This window comes from Streptomyces sp. NPDC051018, assembly GCF_044456085.1.
Taxonomy (GTDB): Bacteria; Actinomycetota; Actinomycetes; order Streptomycetales; family Streptomycetaceae; genus Streptomyces.
Genome location: NZ_JBITFN010000007.1, coordinates 208169 through 233172, shown reverse-complemented (window position 1 = coordinate 233172; position 25004 = coordinate 208169). Strand labels below are relative to the sequence as shown.

Sequence of the window (25004 nt, the reverse complement as noted above, 5' to 3'; positions counted from 1 at the left end):
TCCCGGCCGTCATACGCCCGCTCCTTCGCTCGTTCCGTCGCCCGTGCCGCGGGCCGCTCACGGGACCGGCCGGCCGGACGCTCTGCCGGCGCCGGCGCCGCACCGAGCCCCTCGCCGGACCGGTCACCCGGCCGGTCACCCGGCCGGTCACCTGGTGGACACCGTCCTGGTGTCGCGCCCGGACCGCAGGACCGTGCCCGGGACCGCGCCCGTGACCTCGTCGTCCCGGATCGTCTCCACACCGTTGACCCGTACCGACACGACCCCGATCGCCCTGGCGTCCAGCCGCGGGCTCTCACCGGGCAGATCGTGGACGAGGGTGGCGGGCCCGGCCTCGATGCGTTGCGGGTCGAAGAGCACCAGGTCCGCGTGCCAGCCCTCCTGGACGCGCCCGCGCTCGCGCAGCCCGAACAACCGCGCCGGATCGTCGGTGAGCATCTTCACCGCGGCCTCCACGGAGACCAGCTTCCGCCCCCGCAGACAGTCCCCGAGGAACCGGGTCGTGTACGGCGCCCCGCACATCCGGTCCAGATGCGCCCCCGCGTCGGAGCCGCCGAGCATGACGTCCTCGTGCCGCCAGGTCGCCCGCCGCAGCTCCCAGGAGTCGGGGTCGTTGTCGGTGGGCATGGGCCACAGCACCGTACGCAGCTCGTCGTTGGCGCAGATCTCCACCAGGCAGTGGAAGGCGTCCTGGCCGCGTTCGGCGGCGATGTCCTTGACGACCCGGCCGCTGAGCCCCTCGTTCTCCGGTGAGTAGGTGTCGCCGATGACATAGCGGCCGAAGTTCGCGAGCCGCCGGAAGACGCCCGCCTCCTTGGAGTCCGCGCGGCGCAGCATCTCTGCCCGTACCTCCGCATCGCGCAGCTTCCCGATCCGCTCGGGCACGGGCAGCCCGAGGATCTCGCCCCAGCCGGGGATGAGGTTCAGCGCGCAGAACGTACCCAGCGACATGTTCATGGGGGTGAGGATCGGCATCGTCAGCGCGACGATCCGGCCGCCGGCCTGCCGGGCCCGCTCGCTCGGCACCAGCTGGCGCGGTACCCGTTCGGGCACGGACGCGTCGATGGTGAGGACGTTCCAGTTGAGCGGACGCCCGGCGGCGGCGGTCATCTCCACGAAGAGATCGATCTCCTCGTCGCTGAATTGATCCAGACACCCGGCGACGATCGCCTCCAGCTGCGTCCCCTCGTGCTCCCCGACGGCCCGGGAGAGGGCGAGCAGTTCCTCGGGCTTCGCGTGCCGGGACGCGACGGGCTCGCCGTCGCCGTCGGAGTGTGTGGACGACTGGGTGGTGGACAGACCCCAGGCGCCCGCGCTCATCGCGTCGTGCAGCAGATCGAGCATCTCCCGCAGCTGGGCGGGGGTGGGCTGCCCGCCGACCGCGTCCGCGCCCATCACATGCCGGCGCAGGGCGCAGTGCCCCACCATGAACCCGGCGTTGACCGCGATCCGCCCCTCCAGGGCGTCCAGATACTCCCCGAAGCTGTGCCAGTTCCAGGGGGCGCCCTCTTCGAGCGCGACCAGGGACATGCCCTCGACCTTCGACATCATCCGGCGGGTGTAGTCGGCGTCCTCGGGCCGGCCGGGGTTCAGCGGCGCGAGGGTGAAGCCGCAGTTGCCGCCCGCCACCGTGGTCACGCCGTGGTTCATGGAGGGCGTGGCGTAGGGGTCCCAGAACAGCTGGGCGTCGTAGTGGGTGTGCGGATCGACGAATCCGGGCGCGAGGATCAGCCCGGTGGCGTCCTCACTGCTCCTCGCGTCCTCGGTGACCGTGCCGGGCTCGGCGATGACGGCGATCCTCCCGTCCCGGATCCCGACGTCGGCGGCATAGGCGTCCGCCCCCGTCCCGTCCACGACGGTCGCGGAGCGAATGAGGTGGTCGAGCATGGTTCTACCTTCCGTACGTCCTGGGGTGGGTGGGGCGGGTGGGGTGTGATGGCGACGCCCGGGGGCCGTTCACGGTGGTTCGGATCCGGCCGTTCGCGTTGCTGCGGACCTGGCCGCTCGCGGTGGCGCGGACGTGGCCGTCCATGGCGGTTCGGACCTGCCGTTCACCGTGGCGCGGACGTGGCCGTTCACGGTGCTGCGGACCTGGCCCGGCCGGCAGGCGTACGCTCCTGTCGGCCGGGCCCGCCCGACGGCGGGGGTGGACCGGGAAGCCACCCCGCCCCTGAGCCGGGGTGGGCTCAGGCACTCGCCTCACGGAACCGTGTCGTCCGGTGCACCGGGTCCGTGTCGATCTGCGGAATCACATGCTCACCGATCAGCTTGATCGTGTTCATCGTGTCCTCGTACGAGATCCCGATGGGCAGCCCGAACGACAGCTGGTCCGCCCCCGCCTGCTCCCACCGCTTGCACTGCTGGAGCACCTCGCCGGGATCGCCGCAGATCATCAGCTCCTCCGCGATCAGCAGCTCGATGATCTCCGCGCTGTACTCGGGCAGCAGCTCGGGCCACTCGGGAATGCCCTCGGGCCGCGGGAAGGTGTCGTGGTAGCGGAAGAGCAGCGACTGAAGGTAGTTGAGCCCGCCGCCGACCGCGATCTCGACGGCCTTGTCATGGGTCTCCGCGCAGATCGCGGTGGAGGTCACCATGACGTTGTCGTTGACGAACGCCCCGACCGCCTTGGCCTCCTTGACCGCCGTCTTGTACGAGTCGACGACCCACTCCATGTCGGAGACCTTCTGGACGCTGAAGCCCAGTACGCCGAGCCCTTTGCGGCCCGCCATGGCGTACGAGGACGGTGAGCCGGCCGCGTACCACATCGCCGGGTGGGCCTTCCCGTACGGCTTGGGGAGGACCTTGCGCGGCGGCAGGGACCAGTGCTTGCCCTGGAAGCCGGCGTACTCGTCCTGGAGCCACATCTTGGGGAACTCCGCGATGGTCTCCTCCCAGATCTCCTTGGTGTGGTTCATATCGGTGATGCCCGGCATGAACCCCAGGATCTCGTGGCTGCCCGCGCCCCGGCCGGACCCGAACTCGAAGCGCCCCCCGGAGAGATGGTCGAGCATGGCGACCTTCTCGGCGACCTTCACCGGGTGGTTCACGGGGGCCAGCGGGTTGAAGATGCCCGAGCCCAGGTGGATGCGGTCGGTGGCGTGCGCGAGATAGCCGAGGAAGACGTCGTTCGCGGAGATGTGGGAGTACTCCTCCAGGAAGTGGTGCTCGGAGGCCCAGGCGTACTTGAACCCGGACTTGTCCGCCTGGATGACGTACTCGGTCTCCTCCATGAGCACCTTGTGCTCGGCGAGGGGGTCGGTCTCGGCCCTCTTGCCGACGTATCCCTGTACAAAGAGCCCGAATTCCAAGGGGGTTCACCGTCCTAGAGTCTCTCAAGTTTCTGACGCACCGTCAGATCTCGATGTGGTCGACTGTTCCACCGTGCGCCGGGAGCGTCAATAGCTGACGCGTAGTCAGATACGTTGCTCCCGTTGGGGCCGATCCGTTCTCGCTGGGTCTGTGTTCCTGCCGGGTCTGTGTTCCTGCCGGCTCTGTGTTCCTGCCGGCTCTGTTCCCGCTGGGCTTGTGTTCCACCCGGCGGTGTTCCTGCTGGGCCCGTTCCCGCTGGGCCCGTTCCCGCCGAGGCCGATCGCAGCCGTGTCCGCGGGCGCCCATGGTGCCGGAGGGGCCGGTCCCGGCGTCAGAAGAGGCTCACCCCCGCCAGCCACCCCCCGTCCACGACGAACGGCTGACCCGTGATGTACGAGGAGTCCTCGCAGCTCAGGAAGAGCGCGAGCTTCGCGACCTCCTCGGCCCGTCCCACCCTCCCGAGCGGTACGAGTTTGCGGTACAGCTCCGCCACCGCCTCCTTCGACGCCTCCCGGTCGGCGTCCGGGTCGAGCGCGGCGGGGTCGGTCATCGGGGTGTCCACCGCGCCCGGGCAGACCGCGTTGACCCGTATCCCTCTGCCCGCCAGCTCCAGGGCCGCGACCCGGGTCAGCCCCACCACGGCGTGCTTGGAGGCGGCGTACGCCCCCACGTACCCCATGCCGGTCAGCCCGGTGTACGAGGACGTGTTGACGATCGTGCCGCCGCCGGCCGCCTCGATCTCGGGCGCGACGGTACGGATGCCGAGAAACGCGCCCACCTGGTTGACCTGGGTGATCAGCTGGAACTCCTCCAGCGGGGTCGCGACCAGTTCGTTGAAGCGGAGGATGCCCGCGTTGTTCACCAGCCCGTCGATCCGTCCGAACCGGTCCTTCGCCGTGGCAACGGCGGCCCTCCAGTCGTCCTCCTTCGACACGTCCAGCCGGACGTACAGCGCCGAGTCCCCGCCGAGTTCCCCGGCGACGGCCTCCCCCTGGTCGTCCAGGACGTCGGCGAGCACCACCCGTGCGCCCTCGGACGCGAAGAGGCGGGCCTCCTGCTCGCCCTGCCCCCGCGCGGCTCCGGTGATCAGTACGACCCGTCCGTCGAGCTTTCCCGTCCTCCCCATGGAACGGCTCCCTTCAGCTGTCGAGATGCGGAGCGACACCGGCGGCGAAGGCGGCCATCTGATCGGTCAGCTCGCCCCGGCTGCGGCTGCGGAACCTCACCTGGATCTGGTGTACCCCCATGGCGGCGTACGCGCGCAGCGACTCCGCGATGGCTTCGGGCTTGCCTGTCAGGGTGCGCCGTCCGACCTCCCAGCCGGGCTCCCCCACATACAGCGGCTCGGCGATCGCCCCGATCTCGATGGGCTCCTCGATCCCGGCCTCCTCCCGCAGGGCCGTCAACCGGGCGATCTGTCCGGGGAGTTCGCCGCGGGGATCGCCCTGGGGCAGCCAGCCGTCCCCGCGCAGCGCCGCCCTGCGCACGGCGGCGGGTGACGATCCGCCGACCCAGACGGGGATCCGCGGCTGGGCGGGCCGGGGCCGCTGGCCGAGCCCGCCGAACGAGAACCGTTCCCCGTGGAACTCCGGGAACTCCTCCGGCCCCAGCGCCGCCCTGAGCGCGTCGACGGTCTCGTCGAGCACCCGGCCGCGCCCCTCGAAGTCCGCTCCGACCGCCTCGAACTCCTCGCGGACGTGTCCCGCCCCCACCCCGAGGATCAGCCGCCCGCCGGAGAGATGGTCCAGCGTGGCGTACTGCTTGGCGCTCACGAGCGGATGCCGCAGCCCGACGACGGCGACATGGCTGAGGAGCCGTACGCGCCGGGTGACGGCCGCGAGATAGGCGAGGGTGGCGACGGGGTCGTACCAGACGGTGGACATGGCGTCCGCGAGCCGCCGGGGTATGGCGATGTGGTCGCACACGGCGACATAGGCGAACCCGCCCCGGTCGGCGGCCCGCGCGACCTCGGCGAGGTCCTCGGCGCCGGCGCGTGCCTCCCAGGGTTCGGCGTAGAGGGCGCTCTGGGACTGGACGGGGAGCTGCATTCCGTACGACAGCCGCCCTTCGGGCAGTACCTGCGCGTGCACCGTACGGGCCTCCTCGTTTGATCTGACGAAGCGTCATGTACCGATCGAGCCCATCGTGATACCTGACACTTCATCAGACAAGGGTCGCGTTGCTGCGGATGCCGTTGCCGCGGGGGCGGGTGCGGGCTCCGTCCCGGGCGGGAGGCCGCCCCGGGCGCGGGTACAGGTGCAGGCGCCATCCCGGGCGGGAGGTCACCCCCGGCGCGGGTACAGGCACGTGCTCTGTCCCAGGCGGGAGGTTGCCCGGGTGCAGGTACGGGCGCGGGCTCCGTCCCGGAGACGACGTTGCCTCCGGTGCGGGTACGGGGCGAGCACCATCCGGGAAGGAGGTCACCCGGGGTGCAGGCGCGGGCGCAAGTCCCATCAGCGCACGAGGCTGCCCGAATGCGGGTACGGGTGCCGACACCATCCAGGGGCCAGGTTTCCCCGGACCCGGTACGGGCGCAAGCGCCACCCCAGGGCGACGTTGCCCGGGGCGCGGGCACAGCCCCTGGTGCGGGCGCTGCCCATAGTGCCGGCACCCCGGGCTCGGGTACGGGTGCGGGCTCCACCCCAGGGACCACGTCGCCCGGCGCGGGTACGGGCGCAGGCACATCCCAGGGACCACGTCGCCCCAGGCGCGGGCACGGACGCAAGCACCACCCCAAGGAGGTCGCCCGGGGCGCGGGCACAGGCGCGACCACCATCCCAGGGACCACGTCGCCCCGGCGCGGGTACGGATGCAGGCGCCACCCCAAGGAGGAGGTCACCCGGGGCACAGACGCAGGCACAGGTGCGGGCGCTGCCCACGGTGCCGGCACCCCGGGGCTCGGGTACGGGTGCGGGCTCCGTCCCAGGGCGACGTTGCCTGGGGCGCGGGCACAGGCACAGGCACCACCCCAAGGAGGTCACCCCGGGCACAGACGCAGACCCAGGCGCACCAAGCCACCCCACCGACGTGCACGGCGGCCGGGGCCCGCCATACGCAGGTCACTCCGATCACTCTGGTCACTCCAGCGCCTTTCGTGCCGTAGGCCGGACGGGCCCGTCCGGTGGCCCGGGGGCCGGGGCTGCCGTGTAGTGGTGCGCAGTGCACCCGGAGGCAGTGGTGCGCAGTACGACCCGGCGGCTCGATGCCGGAGGCCGGATACCGGATGCCGTACCTGCCCAGGAGTTCCGACATGATCAGCCCGATCCGCCCGATCAGCGTGATCAGCAGACGACGGGGGAGGAACACGCACGCCGCCGTCGCCGGGGCCACGCTGGTGGCCTTACTGGTGGGCGGCTGTTCCGACTTCGGCGGGGGTTCGTCCGCCACCAAGTCGCCGGGTGAGAGCCCCACGTCTCCCCGGGCCTCCCCCACCTCCTCGGCGCCCGGTGCCGTCAGAGGCCGCTCGGAGGTGACCACCCGTTCCGGCCCGCTCGGGCGGTATCTCGTCGACGGGAACGGACGCACCCTCTATCTCTTCGAGGCCGACACCTCCACCCGGTCGACATGCACGGGCGACTGCGCCAAGCAGTGGCCGCCCATGACCGCCGCCGACGCGTCCCCGAGCCCCGGCGCCGGGGTGACGAACAGCCTGCTGGGCACCACCGACCGCGCCGACGGTACCCGGCAGGTCACGTACAACGGCCACCCCCTCTACTACTACGCGGACGACGAGAAGCCCGGCGACACAAAGGGCGAGGGCTCCCGGGCCTTCGGCGCCGCGTGGTACATCGTCGGTCCGGACGGCAACAGGATCGAGGGCGGCGCGGGCGAGAGCCCGGGCGGCCGGACCAGCCCGGGTACGACTCCCGGCCCGGGCGCGACGACCAGCCCACCGGGCGGCTACTGATGCGCCTCTCCGCGATCGCCGGGGCCCTGTGCCTGCTGGCCCTGACGGGCTGCTCGAACGGCGGCGGCCCGTCCTCCCCGGCGACGCCCACCGCGAAGTCCCCCACGACGCCCGCCACCGGCCCGGCCACAGCTCCCCCGACGACCCCGTCCCCCACGGCCGGCCGCGCGGTCATCGTCATCAAGAACTTCACCTTCACACCGGCGTCCCTGATCGTCGCACCCGGCACGAAGGTCACCGTCAGAAACGAGGACTCGGTCACCCACACGGTGACCGCCACCGGCGCCAAGCCCTTCGACACGGGTGACATCGCGGCCGGTGCCACCACGACCTTCACCGCACCCGGCAAGGCGGGCGACTACGCGTATATCTGCACGATCCACCCCTATATGAAGGGCACGCTCACCGTCCGCTGACCCCAGCCCGCCGACCGCGTCCCGCAGCCCGGGGCCCTGCCCGGAGCAGCCCGGCCCGGACCCCGCCCGGGCCCTGGAGGAGCCATGTCATCGCCCCGAAGCTTCCGGCCGCCCGGCCATGTGGTCGCCCGGCTGATCGCCGCGGCGGGCCTCGCCGTCGACGCGTTCATCCACGCCCGGCTCGCGGACCACTACGACAACGTCTCGGCCACCGTCAGCCAGGGCGACCTCTTCCGGGTCGAGGCCGCCCTCGCCTCCCTCGCCGCCCTGCTGGTCCTCGTCTGGCGCCGTCCGCCGTCCGACGCCTTCGCGTGGCTCGTCGCGGCGGGCGGACTGGCACTGCTGCTGGTCTACCGCTACGTCGACGTCGGGCAGATGGGCCCCGTCCCGAACATGTACGAGCCCGTCTGGACCATAGACAAGTGGATCGCGGCGGTGGCCCAGGCGGTGACGGTCATCGCCACGACGTATCTGCTCGCGAGCTGGGTGCCGGGACCGGGCCGCCACCGCCGTCATCCGCGCTGAGCCGCCCGGCCTCCTCGACGAGCAGTACGAGACCCGGGCCGTACGGGACCCGGGCCGGGCGGAACCCGGGCCGGGCGGAACCCGAACCGTACGGGACCCGGGCCGGGCCGCCCGCCCCTACACCGAGCCCTCAAGCCCCCGCATCGAGCCGTACGAGACCGGCACCAGGCCGCCGCCCGGCACCCGCACTGACGCCCGCGACGCCCACACAGCTCCCCGATCACCACACCGAGCGACCGGGCAGCGCACCCTTCCCCACCTCACCCCGTGGCGCGGAAGACCTCGACCCCGCGCTCGTCCGACCCGTGGGAGACGATTCCGTACTTGTCGTTGACCAGCTGAGGAGCGAGAGGCAGGCCCGTTCGGCGGTCCTTCCCGGTGCGGGCGTCCAGGGTCATGGCACCGTTGACGCCCTCCGCGTACACGATGCCCTGCCATGCGGCCGTGACGGTGGGCTCGACCCGGTTCGCCGCCTTGTCCGGCAGACGCCACAGCACCCGGGCGGTCCGCACATCGACAGCCACCACCGCTCCCGCTCTTTCGGAGCAGATCGTCGTGGACCGGCCGTCGTAGCGACACCTGTTCGAGGTCGCTGTGCCCAGGTCCAGTCGCGTCTTGCCGGTGAGGGGATCGAGCAGCCACGCGTCCATCGACTCTCCCGTGGAGACGGACGTGAGCATGGGGCCGTCGACGAGGGTCAAGCCCGGCCCGGGATCCGGGCTGGCCCCCCAATCGGTCTGCAGCAGCCTGCGCTTCCACAGCTCCTTGCCCGAGACCGATTTGCCCACGAAGGTACTGCCATCTGCTCGTATCCCCACGGCCACCCGGTCCTCCAGATCGACCCCCTCGAAGTCCTCAGCCGTCCAGACGACCCTGCCGTCACGGGTGTCCAGCAGGGCGCTCGTGGGGGTCGGCGCGTTGAAGCCGCTTCCCGCCCAGGTCACCAGGACCCTCCCGGCACGCCCGGCCACCACCTCGGGAACGAGGCCGAGGGAGTCACGGTCCGTCACCAGTTCGCGCGTCCACCGCTCCTCGCCCGTCCGGGCGTCATACGCGACGACCCGGATCCCGTAGTGCCCGGGGACCGTTCCCTCCCCCTCCGTACGGGTGGCGAAGGCCCCGACGACGGTGTCGCCCACGAGGGCGGGGGCGCGGGAGACGTGGGTGCCTTCCGGCACCTTCGCCCGCCAGGCAGTGTCCCCCGAGCCCAGCCGGAAGGCGTCGATACCGGTGACTTCGCCCATACGCTTCCCGGAGTGGTAGCCGTACGCGAGTTCGTCCCCCAGCGCCAGCATGTCCGCCGGGTGGTCTTGCGCGTCGGGGAACTGGCCGTCGAGTACGGCTCCGTCCTCCGCGAACGCTTCCGGCGGACCCTGGGGCTGCCGAGATCCCTTGTCTCCGCCCGGGAACGACGCCGACGGTTTCGACGCCCCGGCGTTCCGGGGAGAGTCGTCGGCCGGCTTCGTGCCGCCTCCGCAGGCTGCCAATAAGCAGGCCACGGCGGCGGCGACCGCGCCGGAGAGTATGCGATGTTCTGTCGGCCATGGGCTCATGAGCACCACAGGGTGGCACAGCCGTCCCCCGTCAGCGAGCCCGTTCCCTCACAAAGCGCGGTCAACCGACCGGGCGAGGAGCGCCCGGAGACCTGTTGCTCGACTGAATAGAACATTCATTACAGTCGGCGAAGGGGTGTCGGCGGGAGCGGCGGGGTGATCGCGTGGGAACAGGTTCCGGGGTTGACCGCCCCGAGAAGGGCGACGGGGGATTGATCGGGTGAGGCCGGAGGCGGGGCACTCCTCGGGTGGTGTCCCGGGCCGAGCGCCCCGCCATCAACTACGGAGCCGAGACGCCAGCCGCGAAGGCCACGAAGCCGGCCCAGGCCCCTGAGCGGACGATGAGCGCGGGGCCTTGTTTGTTCTTGGAGTCGCGGATGCCGACGCGGGGGGCGAGGTGGACGACTTCGACAGAGTCGTTGCCGGTGCCGCCGCTGTACGACGACTTGAACCAAGCAACCTCGACGCAACTGTTGCCGGTGCCACCGCTGTACGACGACTTGAACCATGTTCCTTGGGAGGTCAGTTCTACGACTGATATGTAAGTACTGATGGCTTTACTGCCTTCCGGCTAGTTCTGTCAGAAATTCGATGCTCTCCTCGACCCCGAGCGCCAGCCCGACCATCGCATTGAATCGACGCGTGAACCGGCCTACCTCTCGGGGCTTGTCGGATGTGGAGATGGCACCCCAGGCGTTGTCGGACTGCACTCGGGATGGCAGCTCACCCAGGTCCAAGATCGCAAAGTCGTGGATCGCCCGGTATCCACGCCGGAAAGGCATGATCTGTATGGAGATGTGATCCTGCTCTGCGAGCCTGATGAGTTCCTCATACTGTCCACGCATCACCTTGTCGTCACCCACAGGAATCCGCAGGGCAGCTTCTCCCAGGATGAAGCGAAGTCGAGCCGGGTCCTCACGGGTCAAGACCCGGCGCTTTCGTTCCATTCGAAGTTCGACATGGCGGTTGATGAACTCCGCTGTTGTGTCTTCGACAGGGCGATCGGTTTCATAGACGGCCTTCGCGTACGCAGGTGTCTGAAGGAGGCCATGGATCACCGTGGGGTGGTACGCCATGATGGCGGCTGCTTCAGCTTCCAGGCCCACGTAGTGCGGCATCCCCGCCGGCATGAAACTGCGGTACTGCGTCAGCCACTCCTCGGTCGGTGCCTCCCGGTTCAGCTGGACCAGTTCGTCGATGAGTTGCTGGTCGGTGACTCCGTAGCGCTTCAGCAGCGTTCGAAGGTTGCCCACGTTGCGACGGAAGTTCAGCTCGCCGAGCTCGATCCGGGCAAGTGTGGGTTCAGACAGATCCTTCAGTCCCTTGATCGCAGCCTTGCGGGTCATGCCCTTGGTCCGCTCCGGCTCGACCGGCGGGCAATTCTCGCGTAAGTGCCTGAGCTGGATCCCCAACTCCAGGCGCCGTCCGGTCGCGCCTCGTTTGGCTCCCACCTGTGCACCCTCCAGTGCGCTCGTGCCTGTCAAGTATCGCCCTGCGCAGGCCGGTTAGACACCTGCGCAGGCAGCCCGCCCCGTTGCGCACGCCCTCGCATAGTCCATTTTGGGGCTCGCCAGAAATTTCATTGCGGTTCTGGTTGCGGGCCAATCTGGCTACCGTCACGGTAGTTGAGGAAGCACGACGTAAGTGCGGCCTTGCTGGATTCCACACCGTCCGCGAGCTGCTGATTCGCACGTCTGCGCGCCACCACCACAGGCTTGCGAGAGGACCCGCCCATGCCCACGACAGCCACGCCGCCGAATGCGACAGCAATGGCCGGATTCGAGGTGAGACTCCAGCGGGCCGGGAAGGCCAGGGATCCGCTCACCGATGAGGATCGGCTGTGGCCGGGTCTGATGCGGCGCGTTGCGCGGGCGCACCTGAGTCTGTGGAAGTTGGACGCGTTGGTCGACACCGTGGACCTGCTGATGAGCGAGCTGGGTCACCAACGGGCTCCAGCACGGCGAGGGTGCGGTGGACGTACGCGTATGGCGGACCGGCATGCGGCTCCGCATCGAGGTGGGGACCGCCGGCGCGGCTACTCCCCCGATGCGGGAGCCCGAGGCGCTGGAGGAGAGCGGGCGGGGACTGTCCATGGTCGCCGTGCTCGCGGACGGCTGGGGTGTCGTGCCCGGTGGGGCGTGGTGCGCGCTTGTGCTCAACGGGCGGCCGTGATGGTCGCACTGGGAGATGGGCCGGTGTCGACGGACATGGGCGACCTGGCACAGCGGGTACGGGCCCTGCTCTCGGCCGACGCCGGACGGGAGGCCGTTGTCCTGCCGGGAGAGGCGGCACCATGACGGAGACCACCCCCGACGAGCACCCCCACAATCAGCCTGGCGCCGAGCCCGCCCCGCTACCGCCCCGGCCGGCGGCACTTGCCGATCCCTGGCCCGACCTGGTGATACTGCCCAGACTGCTGGCCCGCGCCCTTCCCGTTCTGCACAACGCGGACAGTGAGCCACCAAGATGACGCCATCCGCCCACCTCGCCACCGCGTTCGGGCTACTGTCATCAGCAGATCGCAACGCCCCACCTCATGGCTGGAATTGCTGTGGCACCACCAGATGCCAGACCCTCACGAAGTGAATAAATTCCAGGGTCACTCCCTGTAAAACCGCTGGTCAAGAAGTGTGCTCCCCGCGCATGCGGGGGTGGTCCTCGCTCCATCTCCTCGTGCGCCACCTGCCCCCAGTGCTCCCCGCGCATGCGGGGGTGGTCCCTCACCGAGGGAGTCCCGGCGGAACTCCTCGTGCTCCCCGCGCACGCGGGGACGGCCCCGGGTTCAGGGGAGGGACTGGATGCGGTCGAGGTGTTCCTCCCCCCACGCGCCGAGAGGCGCCAGCGCGGTGTTGAGGGAGTGGCCGAACTCGGTCAGGGAGTACTCCACCTTGGGCGGTACCTGGTGGAAGACCTCGCGGTGGAGGAGGCCGCTGGTCTCCATTTCCCGGAGCTGAAGGGTCAGCATCCTCTCGCTGATGCCGGGTACCGCTCGCCGCAGTTCTCCGAAGCGGAGCGGTCCGTCGCCGAGCGAGAACAGGATCAGCCCCTTCCACTTGCCTCCCATGACGGAGATGGCGGCGTCGAGGCCGCAGGTGAAAGTCCGCTTTGCCATCAGGACTCCTACTAACAGGAATGTGGGTACCTGACGAAATAGTAGGTACTTGTTGGATGGCGTGTGAAGCTCCAGCATGGAATGAGCGTCGCGCCGAGGACGCCGCTGACCTGCGGGGACGACCATGGGAACGGCCCACACGGCGCTACCCGCGCGTCGGCGATCGACGATTCGACTCTGACTGGAGTGAGCTGGAGTGGACATGACTGGGGACAACCGCACGCCCGTGACCGTCATCGGGATGGGGTCGATGGGCCGGGCGCTGGCCGGCGCGTTCATCGACGCGGGGCATCCGACGACGGTGTGGAACCGTACGCCGGGCAAAGCGGCGGCGCTGGTGGCCAAGGGAGCGGTTGAGGCGGAGACCCTGGAGGCGGCGGTCGCCGCGAGTCCGCTGGTCATCACGTGTCTGACGACCTTCGAGGACACCCGCCGGGCCCTCGATCCGGCCGGGGCGGCGCTGTCCGGGCGGGCGCTGGTCACGCTGAACAGCGGTTCTCCGGCCGATGCCCGCGAGACGGACGCCTGGGCCACCGTCCACGGGACGAGGTTTCTCGCCGGGGCGGTCAAGAACGTGCCGTCGGCCGTGGGGGCGCGGGACACCCTGCTGTACTACAGCGGCGACAAGACCGTCTTCGACGAGTACGGGACGACGCTGAGGGTTCTGGGCGGCGACACCGTCCATCTCGGGGACGAAGCCGATCTGGCCGCGCTGTACGAGATGGCAGTCGGCGCCATGCTGCTGCCCGCGCTCGTCGGCTTCTTCCACGGCGCCGCGACCGTCCAGGCACGAGGGCTGGAGGTGAGCAGCATGGTGCGGTTCGCGGGCAAGTGGCTGGACATGATCAAGTCCCTGCTGCCGGTCTACGCCGCGGAGATCGACAGCGGTGACTACTCGGACGCCGCCTCGTCCGTGAACCTCTTCATCGCGGGCGAGAGCCACGACGAGGAACTGGCCGAGGAGACGAACGTCGAAACCGCCTGGCTCGCGCCGTTGTACGACCTGGTGAAGCGGGCGGCCGACGCGGGTCACGGCGAGCACAGCGTGGCGGCCCTGACGGAGATGCTCAGGAAGCCTGAGCGGACGGCGTGACGGAGCCGGGTGGTCCGGGGCGTACGAGCCGGGCGGTCCCGGACGTAGGGAGCCAGGCGGTCCCGGACGTACGGAGCCGGGCGGTCCGGGACGTACAGGTCCGGGAGTCCGGAACGTACAGGTCCGGGTGCCCTGGGCGTGGGCACCGGCGGTCCTTCCGGCGGTTCCAGCCCGGCTCTTGCGGCACGGCGGAGAAGCCGGAACCGGGCACCGAGGGGATGACGAGGTGGAAGGCGTCGCTCAGCCGCTCGATCAGCGGCAGAAACTCCACGACCGACAGGGGCCAGCCGTGGGTGAGGATGAGCGGCAAGGCATCCGGGCGGGGCGAACGGATGTGCAGGAAGTGCACGTCGAGTCCGTCGAGCTCGGTCATGAACTGCGGATGGGAGTTGATCCGCCGTTCCCAGGCGCGCCAGTCGTAGCCGTCGCGCCAGTACCGCACCAGTTGCCGGACGCGGTCGACGGGCACGCCGAGCCCGCGGCCGGGCAGCGGGCGGGTGAGGCGGGTCCTGGCCAGCCGGGCTGTCAGGTCGTCCAGGCTCTTCTGAGGAATCGCCACGCGGTACGGCCGCATCATGACCGGGCCACCTCATCGAGCAGCCGGGCCAGCTCCGTCGGTTCGGTGATCATCGGCCAGTGTCCGGCGTCCAGTGTGATCACGTCGAGTCCCGGCAGGCACGGTGGGCTGCCCGGGTCGCCCGCGCAGGCGATGTAGGTGCGTGGCAGTCTCCGCACCGCGCTGAGGTCGGCCGGTGCCGGATCCCGGTAGGTGCCGATCGGCTGGCCGACGCCACGCGCCCGCAGCCAGGCACGGTCCTCGGAGGTGAGCCCGTGCTCGCCGAAACCGGCGTCGATGATCTCGTCGCTCATCACCGGAATCCGCCCGTCCTGAACGGTTTCCGTAATCGCGTCGACGACGGGCGCGGGAGTGCTGTCGAACAGGCTCTTGCCCGGTTCGGGCAGGAGGGCGGCGAGGTAGACCACTGCGGCGATCCGTTCGGGACTCGTGTTGGCGGCGATGGTGGCCGGGGCCCCGCCGTAGGAGTGCTCCACAAGCACCACCTCGCTCAGACCGGAGTACTCGATCGCGTGCGTGATGTCACGCGCGTGCGTGGTGAGCGTCGTGGCCGACGAGCCCAGATGCGCGCGGTCACCGAACCCGGTGAGCGTCAGCGGATGCACGTGGTGACCGTACGCGGTCAGCAGCGGCGTGACCCGCTCCCAGGCCCACGCGCCGAGGAACGAACCGCCGACGAGAACGATGGCCGACACAGGCCGACTCCTTCCGTTGATCTCCTGTGGCGCCAGGCTAGGGCGGATTGTGGACGTGTTCTGCCCTCATTAAGATCGCCATCGTGTCCCGTCCGGTAACCCGTGTCCTGGCGCTGCTGGGGATCCTCCAGGACCGCGACCTGGTGCCCGCCGAGGAGCTGGCACGGCGTCTGGACGTCGACGCGCGCGCCGTTCGCCGCTACATCACAGCCCTGCGGGACATGGACATCCCCGTCGAGTCGGTCCGCGGACGTTACAGCGGTTACCGGCTCGCACGCAGCGCACGGTTGCCGCCGCTGATGCTCGCCGACGACGAAGCGGTCGCCGTCGCGGTCGCGCTGGCCACCGGCAAGCAGGAGCAGATGGCGGAGCCCGGCCCGGGCGACCGGGCGCTGGTCAAACTCAACCGCGTCCTGCCCGCACCGCTGCGCCACCGTGTCACCGCGCTCATCGCAGCCGCCTCCGGGACGGCAGGCGCGCCGACCCCCGAACCGCACCTGGTTATGACGCTGGCGGTGGCCGTCCGTTCACGGCGTACCGTCCGGATCGAGCACACGCGCGGCGAGCGTGAGGTCAGCCCTTACGGGCTCGTCGTGCACGCACACCGCTGGTACCTCGTGGGACACGACCACCTGCGCGACTCCATCCGCATGTACCGCCTGGACAGGATCAGCCGCGCTGCCGAACTGCCCGGCCGATTCACCCCGCCCGAGGGGTTCGACCCCGTGAACCATGTCCTGCGCACCTTGACACTCGGTGCGTGGACCCACCGCGCGGAGGTATGGCTCGACACCGACCTGGAGACCGCCCGCGACCGGCTTCCGGTCACCTTCGGCAACCTGCGTCCCTGTCCTGGCGGTGGTGTGCTCCTGGTCAGCGGAGCGGAAGACCTGTCGGCCATGGCGCGTATCCTCACCGGCCTGCCCTGGCCCTTCACCGTGAAAAGCCCGCCCGCCCTGGTCACGGCGCTCGCTGAGCACGTCGCCGATCTCACCGGGGCCGTCGCCCGCTCCCGACCCGCACCGTAGTCACCAACGCCTCCCTCTCGGCGGGGAGCCTTGGTGTTCTTCGGCAAGCCGGGACACGTCCCGGCGGATCGGCCCGTCCGTCCGCCGGGCCCCGGCCGGACAGGCGGGGCGATCCCTTGGCACCCGCCCGCCCTCCAAAAAAAAGGGGGGTGTCCTCAATTGGAGCGAGCGTTCCATCCAGTGCGTAACAGGGGTCCGGCGCCGGGCGGAGGCCGTCGGCTCGGCGCCCCTCGTCACCTCAGCCCGCCCACAGCCCCTCCGGTGTGAGGCCCAGGAGGTCGATCGCGTTGCCGCGCACGATGCGCTCCACGACGTCCGGGGACAGATGGCCCATCTGGGATTCGCCGACCTCTCTGGACTTGGGCCAGGTCGAGTCGGAGTGGGGGTAGTCGGTTTCGTAGAGGACGTTGCCGACACCGATCGCGTCGAGGTTGCGGAGGCCGAAGGGGTCGTCGAAGAAGCAGCCGTAGATGTGCTCGGCGAAGAGTTCGGACGGCGGGCGGAGGACCTTGTCGGCGACGCCGCCCCAGGCGCGGTTCTCCTCCCAGACGACATCGGCGCGTTCGAGGATGTAGGGGATCCAGCCGATCTGACCCTCGGCGTACATGATCCGGAGGTTGGGGAAGCGTTCGAACTTGCCGCTCATCAGCCAGTCGACCATCGAGAAGCAGCAGTTGGCGAAGGTGATGGTCGAGCCGACGGCGGGCGGGGCGTCCGCCGAGGTGGAGGGCATCTTGGAGGACGAGCCGATGTGCATCGCGATGACGGTGCCGGTCTCGTCGCAGGCGCGGAGGAAGGGGTCCCACGCGTCGCCGTGGACGGAGGGGAGGCCGAGGAAGGGGGGTATCTCGGAGAAGGCGACCGCGCGGACACCGCGTGCCGCGTTGCGGCGTACCTCCGCCGCCGCGAGTTCGGCGTCCCACAGGGGGATCAGGGTCAGCGGGATGAGCCGGCCCCGCGCTTCGGGGCCGCACCACTCGTCGACCATCCAGTCGTTGTAGGCGCGGACGCCGAGCAGACCGAGTTCACGATCCTTCGCTTCTGTGAACGTCTGACCGCAGAAGCGGGGGAAGGTGGGGAAGCACAGGGCCGACTGGACGTGGTTGACGTCCATGTCCGCGAGGCGTTCGGGGACGCTGAAGGAGCCGGGGCGCATCTGCTCGTAGGTGATGATCTCCAGCTTGATCTCGTCGCGGTCGTAACCGACGGCGGTGTCGAGCCGGGTCAGAGGGCGGTGCAGATCCTCGTACACCCACCAGTCGCCCACCGGTCCGTCATCGCCCTTGGCGCCCATGACGGGCGCGAACCTGCCCCCCATGAAGGTCATTTCCTTCAGGGGTGCGCGGACGATCCGCGGGGCCACGTCCCGGTACTTCGACGGGAGCCGGTCCCGCCAGACATTGGGGGGCTCCACCGTGTGGTCGTCCACCGAGATGATCTTCGGGAAGGTCTCCATGGTTTCCACGGTAGCGTTGATCTGACGGTTCGTCAGCTATCGCGACGCAGTTGAGTGACGAGTCGTGCGACCGGGTTGCGAGTTGTGCGAGGGCGCGCCCCGGACCCCGGCCCCGGGGCGGCGGCTGGCCGGAGCGGCGCCCCCCTGGACCCCCGGAAGCGCCCGTAGGGTCGTATCAACGACGACGTGAGCAAGGTCACCCGGGAGTCGGGGGCTCGGCGGATCCCCTGGAACACGGCCCCCGAGGACCGCTCGGTGAACGGCTTCGCGCCGATACCGGGAGCCGAAGGCGCAGGCGGGCCGACCGGGACGGGACCATCCTGCCGCACGACGCCGGGAACGGGGCCGTGCCGGTGACCCCCGGGACCGTCGCCGAGCCGGAGAGACACACGGGCGACCGGTCCCGGATCCTCGCGCCCGCAAAGGCCGAACCGGGCAGGATCCACGGCCCCCCGGCCCGTCAAGGGGCCACCGGAAGGCACCCTTCCGGACCACCTCGGGCGCCTCCAGGACACTCCCGGAGGGCTCCCCGGGCGGCTCCCCCGCCCCACCGCCCTCTCCCGCCTCCCCGACCCGCGCGCAAGGCCATCACGCCACTCCACCGCGAGGCCGCCCCACCGCCCGGCGCCGGGGCGCGGCGAGAGATCGCCAACCGGGTCGGGGCACCGCCTCGCGGGGGCAAGGAGCGGACAGTAACCGCCCCGTGGCTGACGGACCCGCCGTGCACAGGGCAGACTGTCGGGGGCGAACCGGCAGTTGGGGGCAGGGGGCACAATGGACCGTGACAGCGGGCCACGCGTTCCGGAACAAAGGGTTCCGACGCCCGGTGACGGCAGCGACGGCAGTGGAGCCGATGAGGTCGGCCTGCGTTTCAGCGTGCTCGGGCCGGTGCGGGCATGGCGTGCCGGGAAGCCTCTGCCGTCCGGTTCCCCGCAGCAGCGGGCCCTGCTCGCCGCGCTCCTCCTGCGCGACGGACGCACCGCCACCGCCTCCGAGTTGATCGACGCGATCTGGGGCGAGGAGCCACCGCTCCAGGCGCTCGCCGCGGTCCGCACGTACGCCTCACGGCTGCGCAAGGTCCTCACGTCCCAGGCGCTGGTGAGCGAGGCCGGCGGCTACGCCATACGGACGGCGCGGGACTGCGTCGACCTCTCCGTGGCGGAGGAACTGGCGGCCGAGGCGGAGAAGCTGCGCGCGGCCGGGGAGCGCGGCCGGGCCCGGCAGCTGATCAACAAGTCGCTGGGGCTGTGGGACGGGGAGCCGCTGGCCAATGTCCCGGGGCCGTACGCGGAGAACCAGCGCACCCGTCTGGAGGAGTGGCGGCTCCAGCTGCTGGAGACCCGGCTCGATCTCGACTTGGAGGTGGGGGCGCACGCGGAGGCGGTCTCGGAGCTGACCGCGCTCACCACCGCCCACCCCCTGCGGGAGCGGCTGCGCGAGCTGCTGATGCTGGCGCTGTACCGCAGCGGGCGGCAGGCGGAGGCGCTGGCGGTGTACGCGGACACCCGCAGGCTGCTCGACGAGGAGCTGGGCGTCGACCCCTGCCCGGAGCTTTCGCAGTTGCAGCAGCGAATCCTCCGGGCGGACGCGGAGCTGGCCGCGCCCGGGGAGCCGGCCGCGGTGCCCGTACGGATCACACAGCCCGCGCAACTGCCCGCCACGGTTCCGGATTTCACGGGCCGCGCCTCGTTCGTACGGGAGCTGTGCGGCCGGCTCGCGGCGGCCGAGGGCACGGTGATGGCGGTCTCCGCGGTCGCGGGCATCGGCGGGGTCGGCAAGACGACGCTCGCGGTGCATGTGGCCCATGAGGCGAGGCCGCACTTCCCGGACGGGCAGCTGTACGTCGACCTCCAGGGCACGGGCAGCCGTCCGGCGGAACCGGAGACGGTCCTCGGGGCGTTCCTGCGCGCTCTCGGTACCCAGGACTCGGCGATCCCGGACACGCTGGACGAGCGGTCGGCGCTCTACCGCTCGACGCTGGCGGGCCGCCGGGTGCTGGTCCTGCTGGACAACGCGCGGGACGCGGCCCAGATACGTCCACTCCTGCCGGGCACGGCGGGGTGCGCGGCCCTGGTCACCAGCCGGGTCAGGATGGTCGACCTCGCGGGAGCGCATCTGGTCGACCTCGATGTGATGTCGCCGGAGGAGGCGCTTCAGCTCTTCACCAGGATCGTCGGGGAGGAACGGGTCGGTGCCGAGCGGCAGTCGGCGCTCGATGTGGTCGGGGCGTGCGGGTTCCTGCCGCTCGCGATCCGTATCGCCGCGTCCCGGCTGGCCGCGCGCCGGACGTGGACGGTCTCCGTCCTGGCGGCGAAGCTCGCCGACGAGCGGCGGCGGCTGGACGAGCTCCAGGCCGGGGACCTCGCGGTGAAGGCCACGTTCGAGCTGGGGTACGGGCAGCTGGAGCCCGGGCAGGCCCGTGCCTTCCGGCTCCTCGGGCTCGCCGACGGGCCCGATATGTCGCTGATGGCCGCGGCGGCGGTCCTCGCGCTGCCGCTGCACGAGACCGAGGATCTGCTGGAGGCCCTGGTCGACACCTCCCTGCTGGAGTCGGCCGCACCCGGCCGCTACCGGTATCACGATCTCGTACGCCTCTACGCGCGTGCGTGCGCGGAACGGGACGAGCCGCCGGAGGAATCCGAGGCGGCGCTGTCGCGGCTGCTGGACTTCTATCTGGCGACGGCCGCACGGGTGTTCGCGGTGGAGCGGCCCGGCGACCGGCTGGTGGACCATCTGGGGCCCACCGCCCATGAGGGGCTGGTCTTCACCGGCCGCCAGCAGGCGCAGGACTGGCTGTACGCGGAGGCCAACTGCCTGCTGGCGAGTGCCCGCCAGGCGACCACCGGCACCCGGCTGCGGCTGGCGGTCGATCTGCTGTGGGCGGCCGGGGATCTGGCGGAGTCCGGCGCCAACTCCCGGCTGTACGAGAGGGCGGCGCTGGCGCTCCGGGACGCGGCGCACACGGCGGGGGACGCGCGTGCGGAGGCACGGGCCCGTACCTCGGTGACCAATGTCCATCTGGTGGCGGGGCGTTACGAGCAGGCGGACGGCGAGGCGGAGGTGGCCGGGGCCCTGGCGCGGGCCGTCGACGACCCGGTGGTCGGCTACTGGTCCGACAACGACCGCGGGATCATCGCCTTCAACCAGGGGCGTTACTCGGAGGCCGAGGAGCATCTGCGCCGGGCGTCGGAGGGGTCGCGAGCGGACGGCAACCGACCCGGCGAGGCCAGCGCGCTGTGCAATCTGTCCCGTATCCATATCTCCACGGGGCGGATCTCCGAGGCGGTCACCATGGCGGAGCAGGGCGTCCAGCTGTACGAGTGCATCGGGCACACGCTGCGGCTGGCGAACGGGCGTTACGCGCTCGGGATCGCGCTCACGCAGTCGGGCCGGCACACCGACGCGCTGGAGCAGCTGCTCGCGGCACTGGAGCTGTTCGAGACGAACCGGCAGCGGCTGTGGGAGGGGACGACCCACTTCCGGATCGCCCAGGCCCATCTGGCGGCGAGGCGCGCCGCGCAGGCGGCCCAGCACGCCGAACAGGCGCTCGCCATCGGGTTCATAGGGGGCGACCGCATCCGCGGGAACGTACTGATCACCCTGGGCCGGGCACTGTCCGCGCTGGGCCAGCTGGACCGTGCGCGCGCCTGCTGGCGGGAGGCACTGTCCCTGCACGAGGCATCGGGCGCTCCGGAGGCGGAGGAGGCCCGCAGGCTCCTGTCGTCACCGCTCAGCACGGCGTAGGGGGTGGATGGCCCGTCGACGGGGGCGCGCGGTTCGCGGCCTCCCGGCGCTCCACCGGGCGGACGGCCCGTCGGCCGGGGCGCGCGGTTCGCCGGGGAGGCCGGTGAGTTCGGGGAGCCGGAGTCCGGGCGGTCCGGGCGGTCCGGGCCCGTCGGGCAGGCCCCTTCGAGCCCGGCGGGGAACCCCCTCCCCGCTGCCCGTTTTCCGCCCCTCAGGGGCTTGTGACAGCTTTCTTCCAGGACGTTCATCGAATGTTTATGCCGGTCATGGATGCTTCTGTGCAGTCGATCCGTTGCGTCGGGGGGCGGACGGATCACCACGCGGCCTTCCCCTCACCGGGGGGCGAGGGAGGGCCCCGGCCTTCCGTCCGGCGACCCTCGGGGGAGTCTCCGGCCGGAAGGCCGCCTCTGTTCAGGTAAGTGAACGACCCACGTGCCAACTGGGGGCAGACATGAGCGACACCAACTCGGAAGACGCCATCGCGACCGGCAACCGCCGGACGCCCGTCCCACCGACGGACGACATCACCACCCTGGACCGCCATACCCCGTCGCCGCCCGCGCCCCAGGCCGGGGACATCACCTCCACGGACCGCCACACCCCGGCACCCCCCGCACCGCAGGCGGGCGACATCACCTCGACCGACCGCCACACACCAGCACCCCCGGCGCCCCAGGCGGGCGACATCACCAGCACGGACCGGCACACACCGTCGCCGCCCGCGCCCCAGGCGGGGAACATCACCTCGACCGACCGCCACACACCGGCGCCCCCGGCACCGCAGGCGGGCGACATCACCAGCACGGACCGGCACACACCCGCACCTCCGGCACCGCCGCAAGGTGGCGGTGCGGTGAGGCCGTAGGGGCCGACTGAAGATCCCACGGGAACGGCCGCGGCGGCGCGGAGGGGAGCCGCCGCGGCCGTTCGCGCGGACCGACTCCCCCAGGGCATCCGCCCGTTCTTCGGAGCAGCCCCGGGGCTGGGCAGGAGTACCGTCTCTGGTGCTGACTCAGAAACGGAGACCCCGGTATGCCCCCGCACTCCGACGCACACGCTGGGACACGAATCGCTCACTCGCGCAAGGCACGCAGGCTCACCCAGCGTGAGCTGGCCGAGCTGGCGCACGTCTCGTACAGCACCCTCACCAAGGTCGAACAGGGCATCCTGCCCGCGAGCCCTTCGGTCATCGGCGCGCTCGCGCGCGCTCTTTCCGTGCCCGTCACGGAGTTGACCGGGCAGCCGTATCTGGACGAGTTGCGGAAGGACCAGCTCGACCGGTTCATCCAGCCCATTCGCACCACACTGGACGTCTACGACCTCGGCCCCGATCCCGACGCCGTTCCCCGGTCCGCAGGGGAAGTGGAGCGGGACGCGGAGAGGCTGTGCGCCCTCGTCCGCGCCGGTGACATCAAAAGGGTCGCGGCGGACCTCCCCGGTCTGATGGCCGAGGCGACGACCGCGGCGCATCTCGACCCCACCGACCGGAACTGGCGTACTCTCGCCAGTTGTTACCGCACGGCCTACGACGTGACGACGAAGCTGGGCTTCCAGGACCTGGCCACCATCGCGCTGGACCGGATGGACTGGGCGGCCCGGCGCGCGTCCGACCCGCTCCTCGGTGGAATGCGCCAGTACATGCGGGCCCTCGCCTACTTCCGGGCGAGCGAGTACGGCACGGGGCAGCGGTTGATCTCACTGGGCCTCGCGGCCCTGGAACAGGCGGAAGCGGGCCGCGTACGCGATGTGGTGACCGGGCAGCTCCACCTGGGCGCGGCGGTACTCGCGGGCCGGGACAAGGACTTGGACAGGGCCGAGGGCCATCTCGGCGAGGCGCGGCGCCTCGCGGATCGCACCGGACCGGCCGAGAAGGTGCACTGGCTCTCCTTCGGTCCGACGAACGTCGCCGTGCACCGAGTGAGCGTGCTGACCGAACTGGACCGGTATCCGGAGGCTGTACGGGTCGCCCAGGACACCCGGATCCCGGACGACTGGCCGCCGTCCCGGTCCGCCCACCACCACGCGGAGCTCGCCCGCGCCGAGCTGTGGACGGGCCGTGTCGACGCGGCCTTCAAGAACTTGCAGCAGGCGCGACGGCTCGCCCCTCAGCAGACCCGGTACCACCCGATCGTCCGGGAGACCTACGCGGGGATCGAATCGGCGAAGCGGCGCATGCCGGAGGAGCTCCACCATTTCGGCTCCTGGCTGGGTCTGTGACTGTGAGTCATGCCATACCCAGAGCTATCAGCGGACTCTGATACTTCGGGCCCTCGGGTGTCGGCATCCTGACGGACAGTAAGACCCCCGCGACCGTGCGACCGGTCCGGGGGCATGGCCCACGCTTACCAGGAGCGCCGACATGAACGACTGTATCGCCCATGCCTTCGAACCGCCGGGGCGGTCCGGCGACCGGACGGGGGCGGGCGCCCCGTGATGACGATCAAGGTGTACCGGGTGGATTCCCGTACCGGGGAGCGCGTACCGCTGGGGGCCAGTGTGCTGGTGCCGCAGCGGGACGAGCACCCGGCTCCCCGGTCGCTGCCCTTTCCTCCGTGCCACTGCGTCCGGTGCGAGGACGAGCCGGGGTCGAGCGGTGACGGATGTGCAAGTGGGGCGGAACAGCCGTCCGGGAAGGAGCCGGATGATGCGTGAGGTCGTCGCCCGCGCCCTGTCATGGGCGCTGGCCCTGCTGGAGCCGGACCACCCCCGGCAGCGTCACGTCCACCCGCCTCACGGGCCCGGCGAGGATCTCGCGGCCCTGGAGGTGCGGCGGAAGCAGCAGGCCCGGCGCAGGGCTCTGCACTACGCGGCCCTGGGTATCGACCACCCGTACACCTACCCGGGCGCGCCCTTTCCCGCCCATGCCTTCCCGGGGGTTCCGGGGTGAACGCGGCGGCGCTGACCTCACCCTTGCCGGAACCGCTCACCGCAGGGTGCGCCCGCTGCTCCCGGCTCACCCTCGCGCCGGTGCCCCTGCGCTGGACGGACCGGTCACCGCAGTACGTGTGCCTGCAGTGCGCCCCGCTGCTGCCCCCGGGCCCGGGGCCGGACGAACACATCGGGTCCTGAAGGCGCCGGTGCCGGCGCGCCTCAACGGCACCGGCCCGGGAAGGGAATCACGGGCCCCGCATGAGGCCCGTGATTCCCTCAGAAGCGGCAGGGGTTGGTGGCGCCCCGGTAGCGGAGGTGCTCGTCCCATATCCAGCCGTATCCACGGATGTAGGACCAGGTGTTGCCGTAGGAGTTGGTGGTGTAGCAGTTGCCCGTCACCGCTTGGCCCGCCGCGTAGGAGCCGACCGGACGGCACTCGCCGTAGGGTCCCATCCGTACGGGGGCGGTCCGCACCGCGTAGTCCGTCTGGCGCCACGGATTGAGGTTGCTCGGAGGCGCGGCCGTCGGACAGGCCGCCGCCGCGGCACTGGTGCCCGTGCTCGCGGCGGCCGTCGCGGGAACTCCCGCGAGGGCTCCCGCGACCAGCAGCACCGCGAGCGCGGCCCTGTTCGTCAGTTTGCCGAGCGATCGGGACATCATGGCTCCCCTGGTGTGGTGACACGCCGTTCTCCGGCGCGGCACCAGCCTCGGTCCGGCT

General features: G+C 70.9%; 23 protein-coding genes. 11 read left to right on the top strand and 12 right to left on the bottom strand.

What is annotated here, in order from left to right; translation table 11 throughout:
- Positions 1-147: 147 nt before the first annotated feature.
- From ACIBCM_RS14985 to ACIBCM_RS14970, 4 genes are all read right to left on the bottom strand, one after another.
- Entirely contained in the window at positions 148-1887 is a 1740-nt protein-coding gene (locus ACIBCM_RS14985; protein WP_399243104.1) for an amidohydrolase family protein, read from the bottom strand.
- Between the two features lie 299 nt (positions 1888-2186).
- Entirely contained in the window at positions 2187-3308 is a 1122-nt protein-coding gene (locus ACIBCM_RS14980) for an LLM class flavin-dependent oxidoreductase (protein WP_399243102.1), read from the bottom strand.
- A 332-nt stretch (positions 3309-3640) separates the two neighbouring features.
- The gene (locus tag ACIBCM_RS14975) at positions 3641-4435 is read right to left on the bottom strand and encodes an SDR family NAD(P)-dependent oxidoreductase (protein WP_399243100.1); all 795 of its coding nucleotides are present in this window, start codon (positions 4433-4435) and stop codon (positions 3641-3643) included.
- A gap of 13 nt (positions 4436-4448) precedes the next feature.
- Positions 4449-5357 (bottom strand): LLM class F420-dependent oxidoreductase, encoded by a 909-nt coding sequence (locus ACIBCM_RS14970; protein WP_399243329.1) that lies wholly within the window; start codon positions 5355-5357, stop codon positions 4449-4451.
- Between the two features lie 1202 nt (positions 5358-6559).
- Between ACIBCM_RS14970 and ACIBCM_RS14965 the strand changes: the two genes are divergently transcribed.
- The 3 genes from ACIBCM_RS14965 to ACIBCM_RS14955 all read left to right on the top strand — a co-directional run bounded on the left by ACIBCM_RS14965 (position 6560) and on the right by ACIBCM_RS14955 (position 8157).
- A complete protein-coding gene (locus ACIBCM_RS14965; RefSeq protein WP_399243098.1) occupies positions 6560-7216 on the top strand; it encodes a hypothetical protein in 657 nt (218 codons plus the stop codon).
- The gene (locus ACIBCM_RS14960; RefSeq protein ID WP_399243096.1) at positions 7216-7632 is read left to right on the top strand and encodes a cupredoxin domain-containing protein; all 417 of its coding nucleotides are present in this window, start codon (positions 7216-7218) and stop codon (positions 7630-7632) included. The genes ACIBCM_RS14965 and ACIBCM_RS14960 overlap by 1 nt, the downstream gene beginning before the upstream one ends.
- An 84-nt stretch (positions 7633-7716) precedes the next feature.
- Positions 7717-8157 carry a hypothetical protein gene (locus ACIBCM_RS14955; protein ID WP_399243094.1) on the top strand — a complete coding sequence of 147 codons (441 nt, stop codon included), beginning with the start codon at positions 7717-7719 and terminating at the stop codon, positions 8155-8157.
- A 260-nt stretch (positions 8158-8417) separates the two neighbouring features.
- On the opposite strand, the gene ACIBCM_RS14950 is transcribed toward ACIBCM_RS14955, so the two are convergent.
- The 3 genes from ACIBCM_RS14950 to ACIBCM_RS14940 all read right to left on the bottom strand — a co-directional run bounded on the left by ACIBCM_RS14950 (position 8418) and on the right by ACIBCM_RS14940 (position 11161).
- Positions 8418-9710: a PQQ-binding-like beta-propeller repeat protein gene (locus ACIBCM_RS14950; protein WP_399243092.1), complete on the bottom strand. Its 1293-nt coding sequence runs from the start codon at positions 9708-9710 to the stop codon at positions 8418-8420.
- Positions 9711-9990: 280 nt separating this feature from the next.
- Entirely contained in the window at positions 9991-10236 is a 246-nt protein-coding gene (locus tag ACIBCM_RS14945) for a DUF397 domain-containing protein (RefSeq protein WP_399243327.1), read from the bottom strand.
- Positions 10237-10267: 31 nt separating this feature from the next.
- On the bottom strand, positions 10268-11161 hold the full coding sequence (locus ACIBCM_RS14940; protein ID WP_399243091.1) for a DUF5753 domain-containing protein: 894 nt from the start codon (positions 11159-11161) through the stop codon (positions 10268-10270).
- A 520-nt stretch (positions 11162-11681) separates the two neighbouring features.
- On the opposite strand from ACIBCM_RS14940, the gene ACIBCM_RS14935 reads away from it, so the two are divergent.
- Together ACIBCM_RS14935 and ACIBCM_RS14930 are read left to right on the top strand one after the other, a co-directional pair.
- The gene (locus ACIBCM_RS14935) at positions 11682-11882 is read left to right on the top strand and encodes a hypothetical protein (RefSeq protein WP_399243089.1); all 201 of its coding nucleotides are present in this window, start codon (positions 11682-11684) and stop codon (positions 11880-11882) included.
- A gap of 121 nt (positions 11883-12003) precedes the next feature.
- Positions 12004-12180: a hypothetical protein gene (locus ACIBCM_RS14930; RefSeq protein WP_399243087.1), complete on the top strand. Its 177-nt coding sequence runs from the start codon at positions 12004-12006 to the stop codon at positions 12178-12180.
- 312 nt (positions 12181-12492) lie between these two features.
- Here the strand turns inward: ACIBCM_RS14930 and ACIBCM_RS14925 are convergent, their stop codons facing one another.
- Positions 12493-12822 carry a winged helix-turn-helix transcriptional regulator gene (locus ACIBCM_RS14925; RefSeq protein WP_399243085.1) on the bottom strand — a complete coding sequence of 110 codons (330 nt, stop codon included), beginning with the start codon at positions 12820-12822 and terminating at the stop codon, positions 12493-12495.
- 202 nt (positions 12823-13024) lie between these two features.
- On the opposite strand from ACIBCM_RS14925, the gene ACIBCM_RS14920 reads away from it, so the two are divergent.
- Positions 13025-13915: an NAD(P)-dependent oxidoreductase gene (locus tag ACIBCM_RS14920; RefSeq protein WP_399243083.1), complete on the top strand. Its 891-nt coding sequence runs from the start codon at positions 13025-13027 to the stop codon at positions 13913-13915.
- Here ACIBCM_RS14920 and ACIBCM_RS14915 read toward each other — a convergent pair.
- Together ACIBCM_RS14915 and ACIBCM_RS14910 are read right to left on the bottom strand one after the other, a co-directional pair.
- Positions 13890-14492: an epoxide hydrolase N-terminal domain-containing protein gene (locus ACIBCM_RS14915; protein ID WP_399243081.1), complete on the bottom strand. Its 603-nt coding sequence runs from the start codon at positions 14490-14492 to the stop codon at positions 13890-13892. The genes ACIBCM_RS14920 and ACIBCM_RS14915 overlap by 26 nt on opposite strands.
- The gene (locus ACIBCM_RS14910; protein WP_399243079.1) at positions 14489-15187 is read right to left on the bottom strand and encodes an alpha/beta fold hydrolase; all 699 of its coding nucleotides are present in this window, start codon (positions 15185-15187) and stop codon (positions 14489-14491) included. Before ACIBCM_RS14910 ends, ACIBCM_RS14915 begins: the two co-directional genes overlap by 4 nt.
- An 83-nt stretch (positions 15188-15270) precedes the next feature.
- Here ACIBCM_RS14910 and ACIBCM_RS14905 point away from each other — a divergent pair, with 83 nt between their 5' ends.
- The gene (locus ACIBCM_RS14905) at positions 15271-16215 is read left to right on the top strand and encodes a helix-turn-helix transcriptional regulator (protein ID WP_399243077.1); all 945 of its coding nucleotides are present in this window, start codon (positions 15271-15273) and stop codon (positions 16213-16215) included.
- A gap of 238 nt (positions 16216-16453) precedes the next feature.
- Here ACIBCM_RS14905 and ACIBCM_RS14900 read toward each other — a convergent pair whose 3' ends face one another.
- A complete protein-coding gene (locus ACIBCM_RS14900) occupies positions 16454-17671 on the bottom strand; it encodes an amidohydrolase family protein (protein WP_399243075.1) in 1218 nt (405 codons plus the stop codon).
- A gap of 774 nt (positions 17672-18445) precedes the next feature.
- On the opposite strand from ACIBCM_RS14900, the gene ACIBCM_RS14895 reads away from it, so the two are divergent.
- From ACIBCM_RS14895 to ACIBCM_RS14880, 4 genes are all read left to right on the top strand, one after another.
- Positions 18446-21415, top strand: coding sequence for an AfsR/SARP family transcriptional regulator (locus ACIBCM_RS14895; RefSeq protein WP_399243073.1), 2970 nt, complete (start codon positions 18446-18448; stop codon positions 21413-21415).
- 451 nt (positions 21416-21866) lie between these two features.
- Positions 21867-22280: a hypothetical protein gene (locus ACIBCM_RS14890; protein WP_399243071.1), complete on the top strand. Its 414-nt coding sequence runs from the start codon at positions 21867-21869 to the stop codon at positions 22278-22280.
- A gap of 167 nt (positions 22281-22447) precedes the next feature.
- A complete protein-coding gene (locus ACIBCM_RS14885; protein ID WP_399243069.1) occupies positions 22448-23632 on the top strand; it encodes a helix-turn-helix domain-containing protein in 1185 nt (394 codons plus the stop codon).
- A 424-nt stretch (positions 23633-24056) separates the two neighbouring features.
- The gene (locus ACIBCM_RS14880) at positions 24057-24302 is read left to right on the top strand and encodes a hypothetical protein (protein WP_399243067.1); all 246 of its coding nucleotides are present in this window, start codon (positions 24057-24059) and stop codon (positions 24300-24302) included.
- Between the two features lie 260 nt (positions 24303-24562).
- Here the strand turns inward: ACIBCM_RS14880 and ACIBCM_RS14875 are convergent, their stop codons facing one another.
- Positions 24563-24946, bottom strand: a complete 384-nt coding sequence (locus ACIBCM_RS14875) for a hypothetical protein (protein ID WP_399243065.1) — start codon at positions 24944-24946, stop codon at positions 24563-24565.
- Positions 24947-25004: the final 58 nt, after the last annotated feature.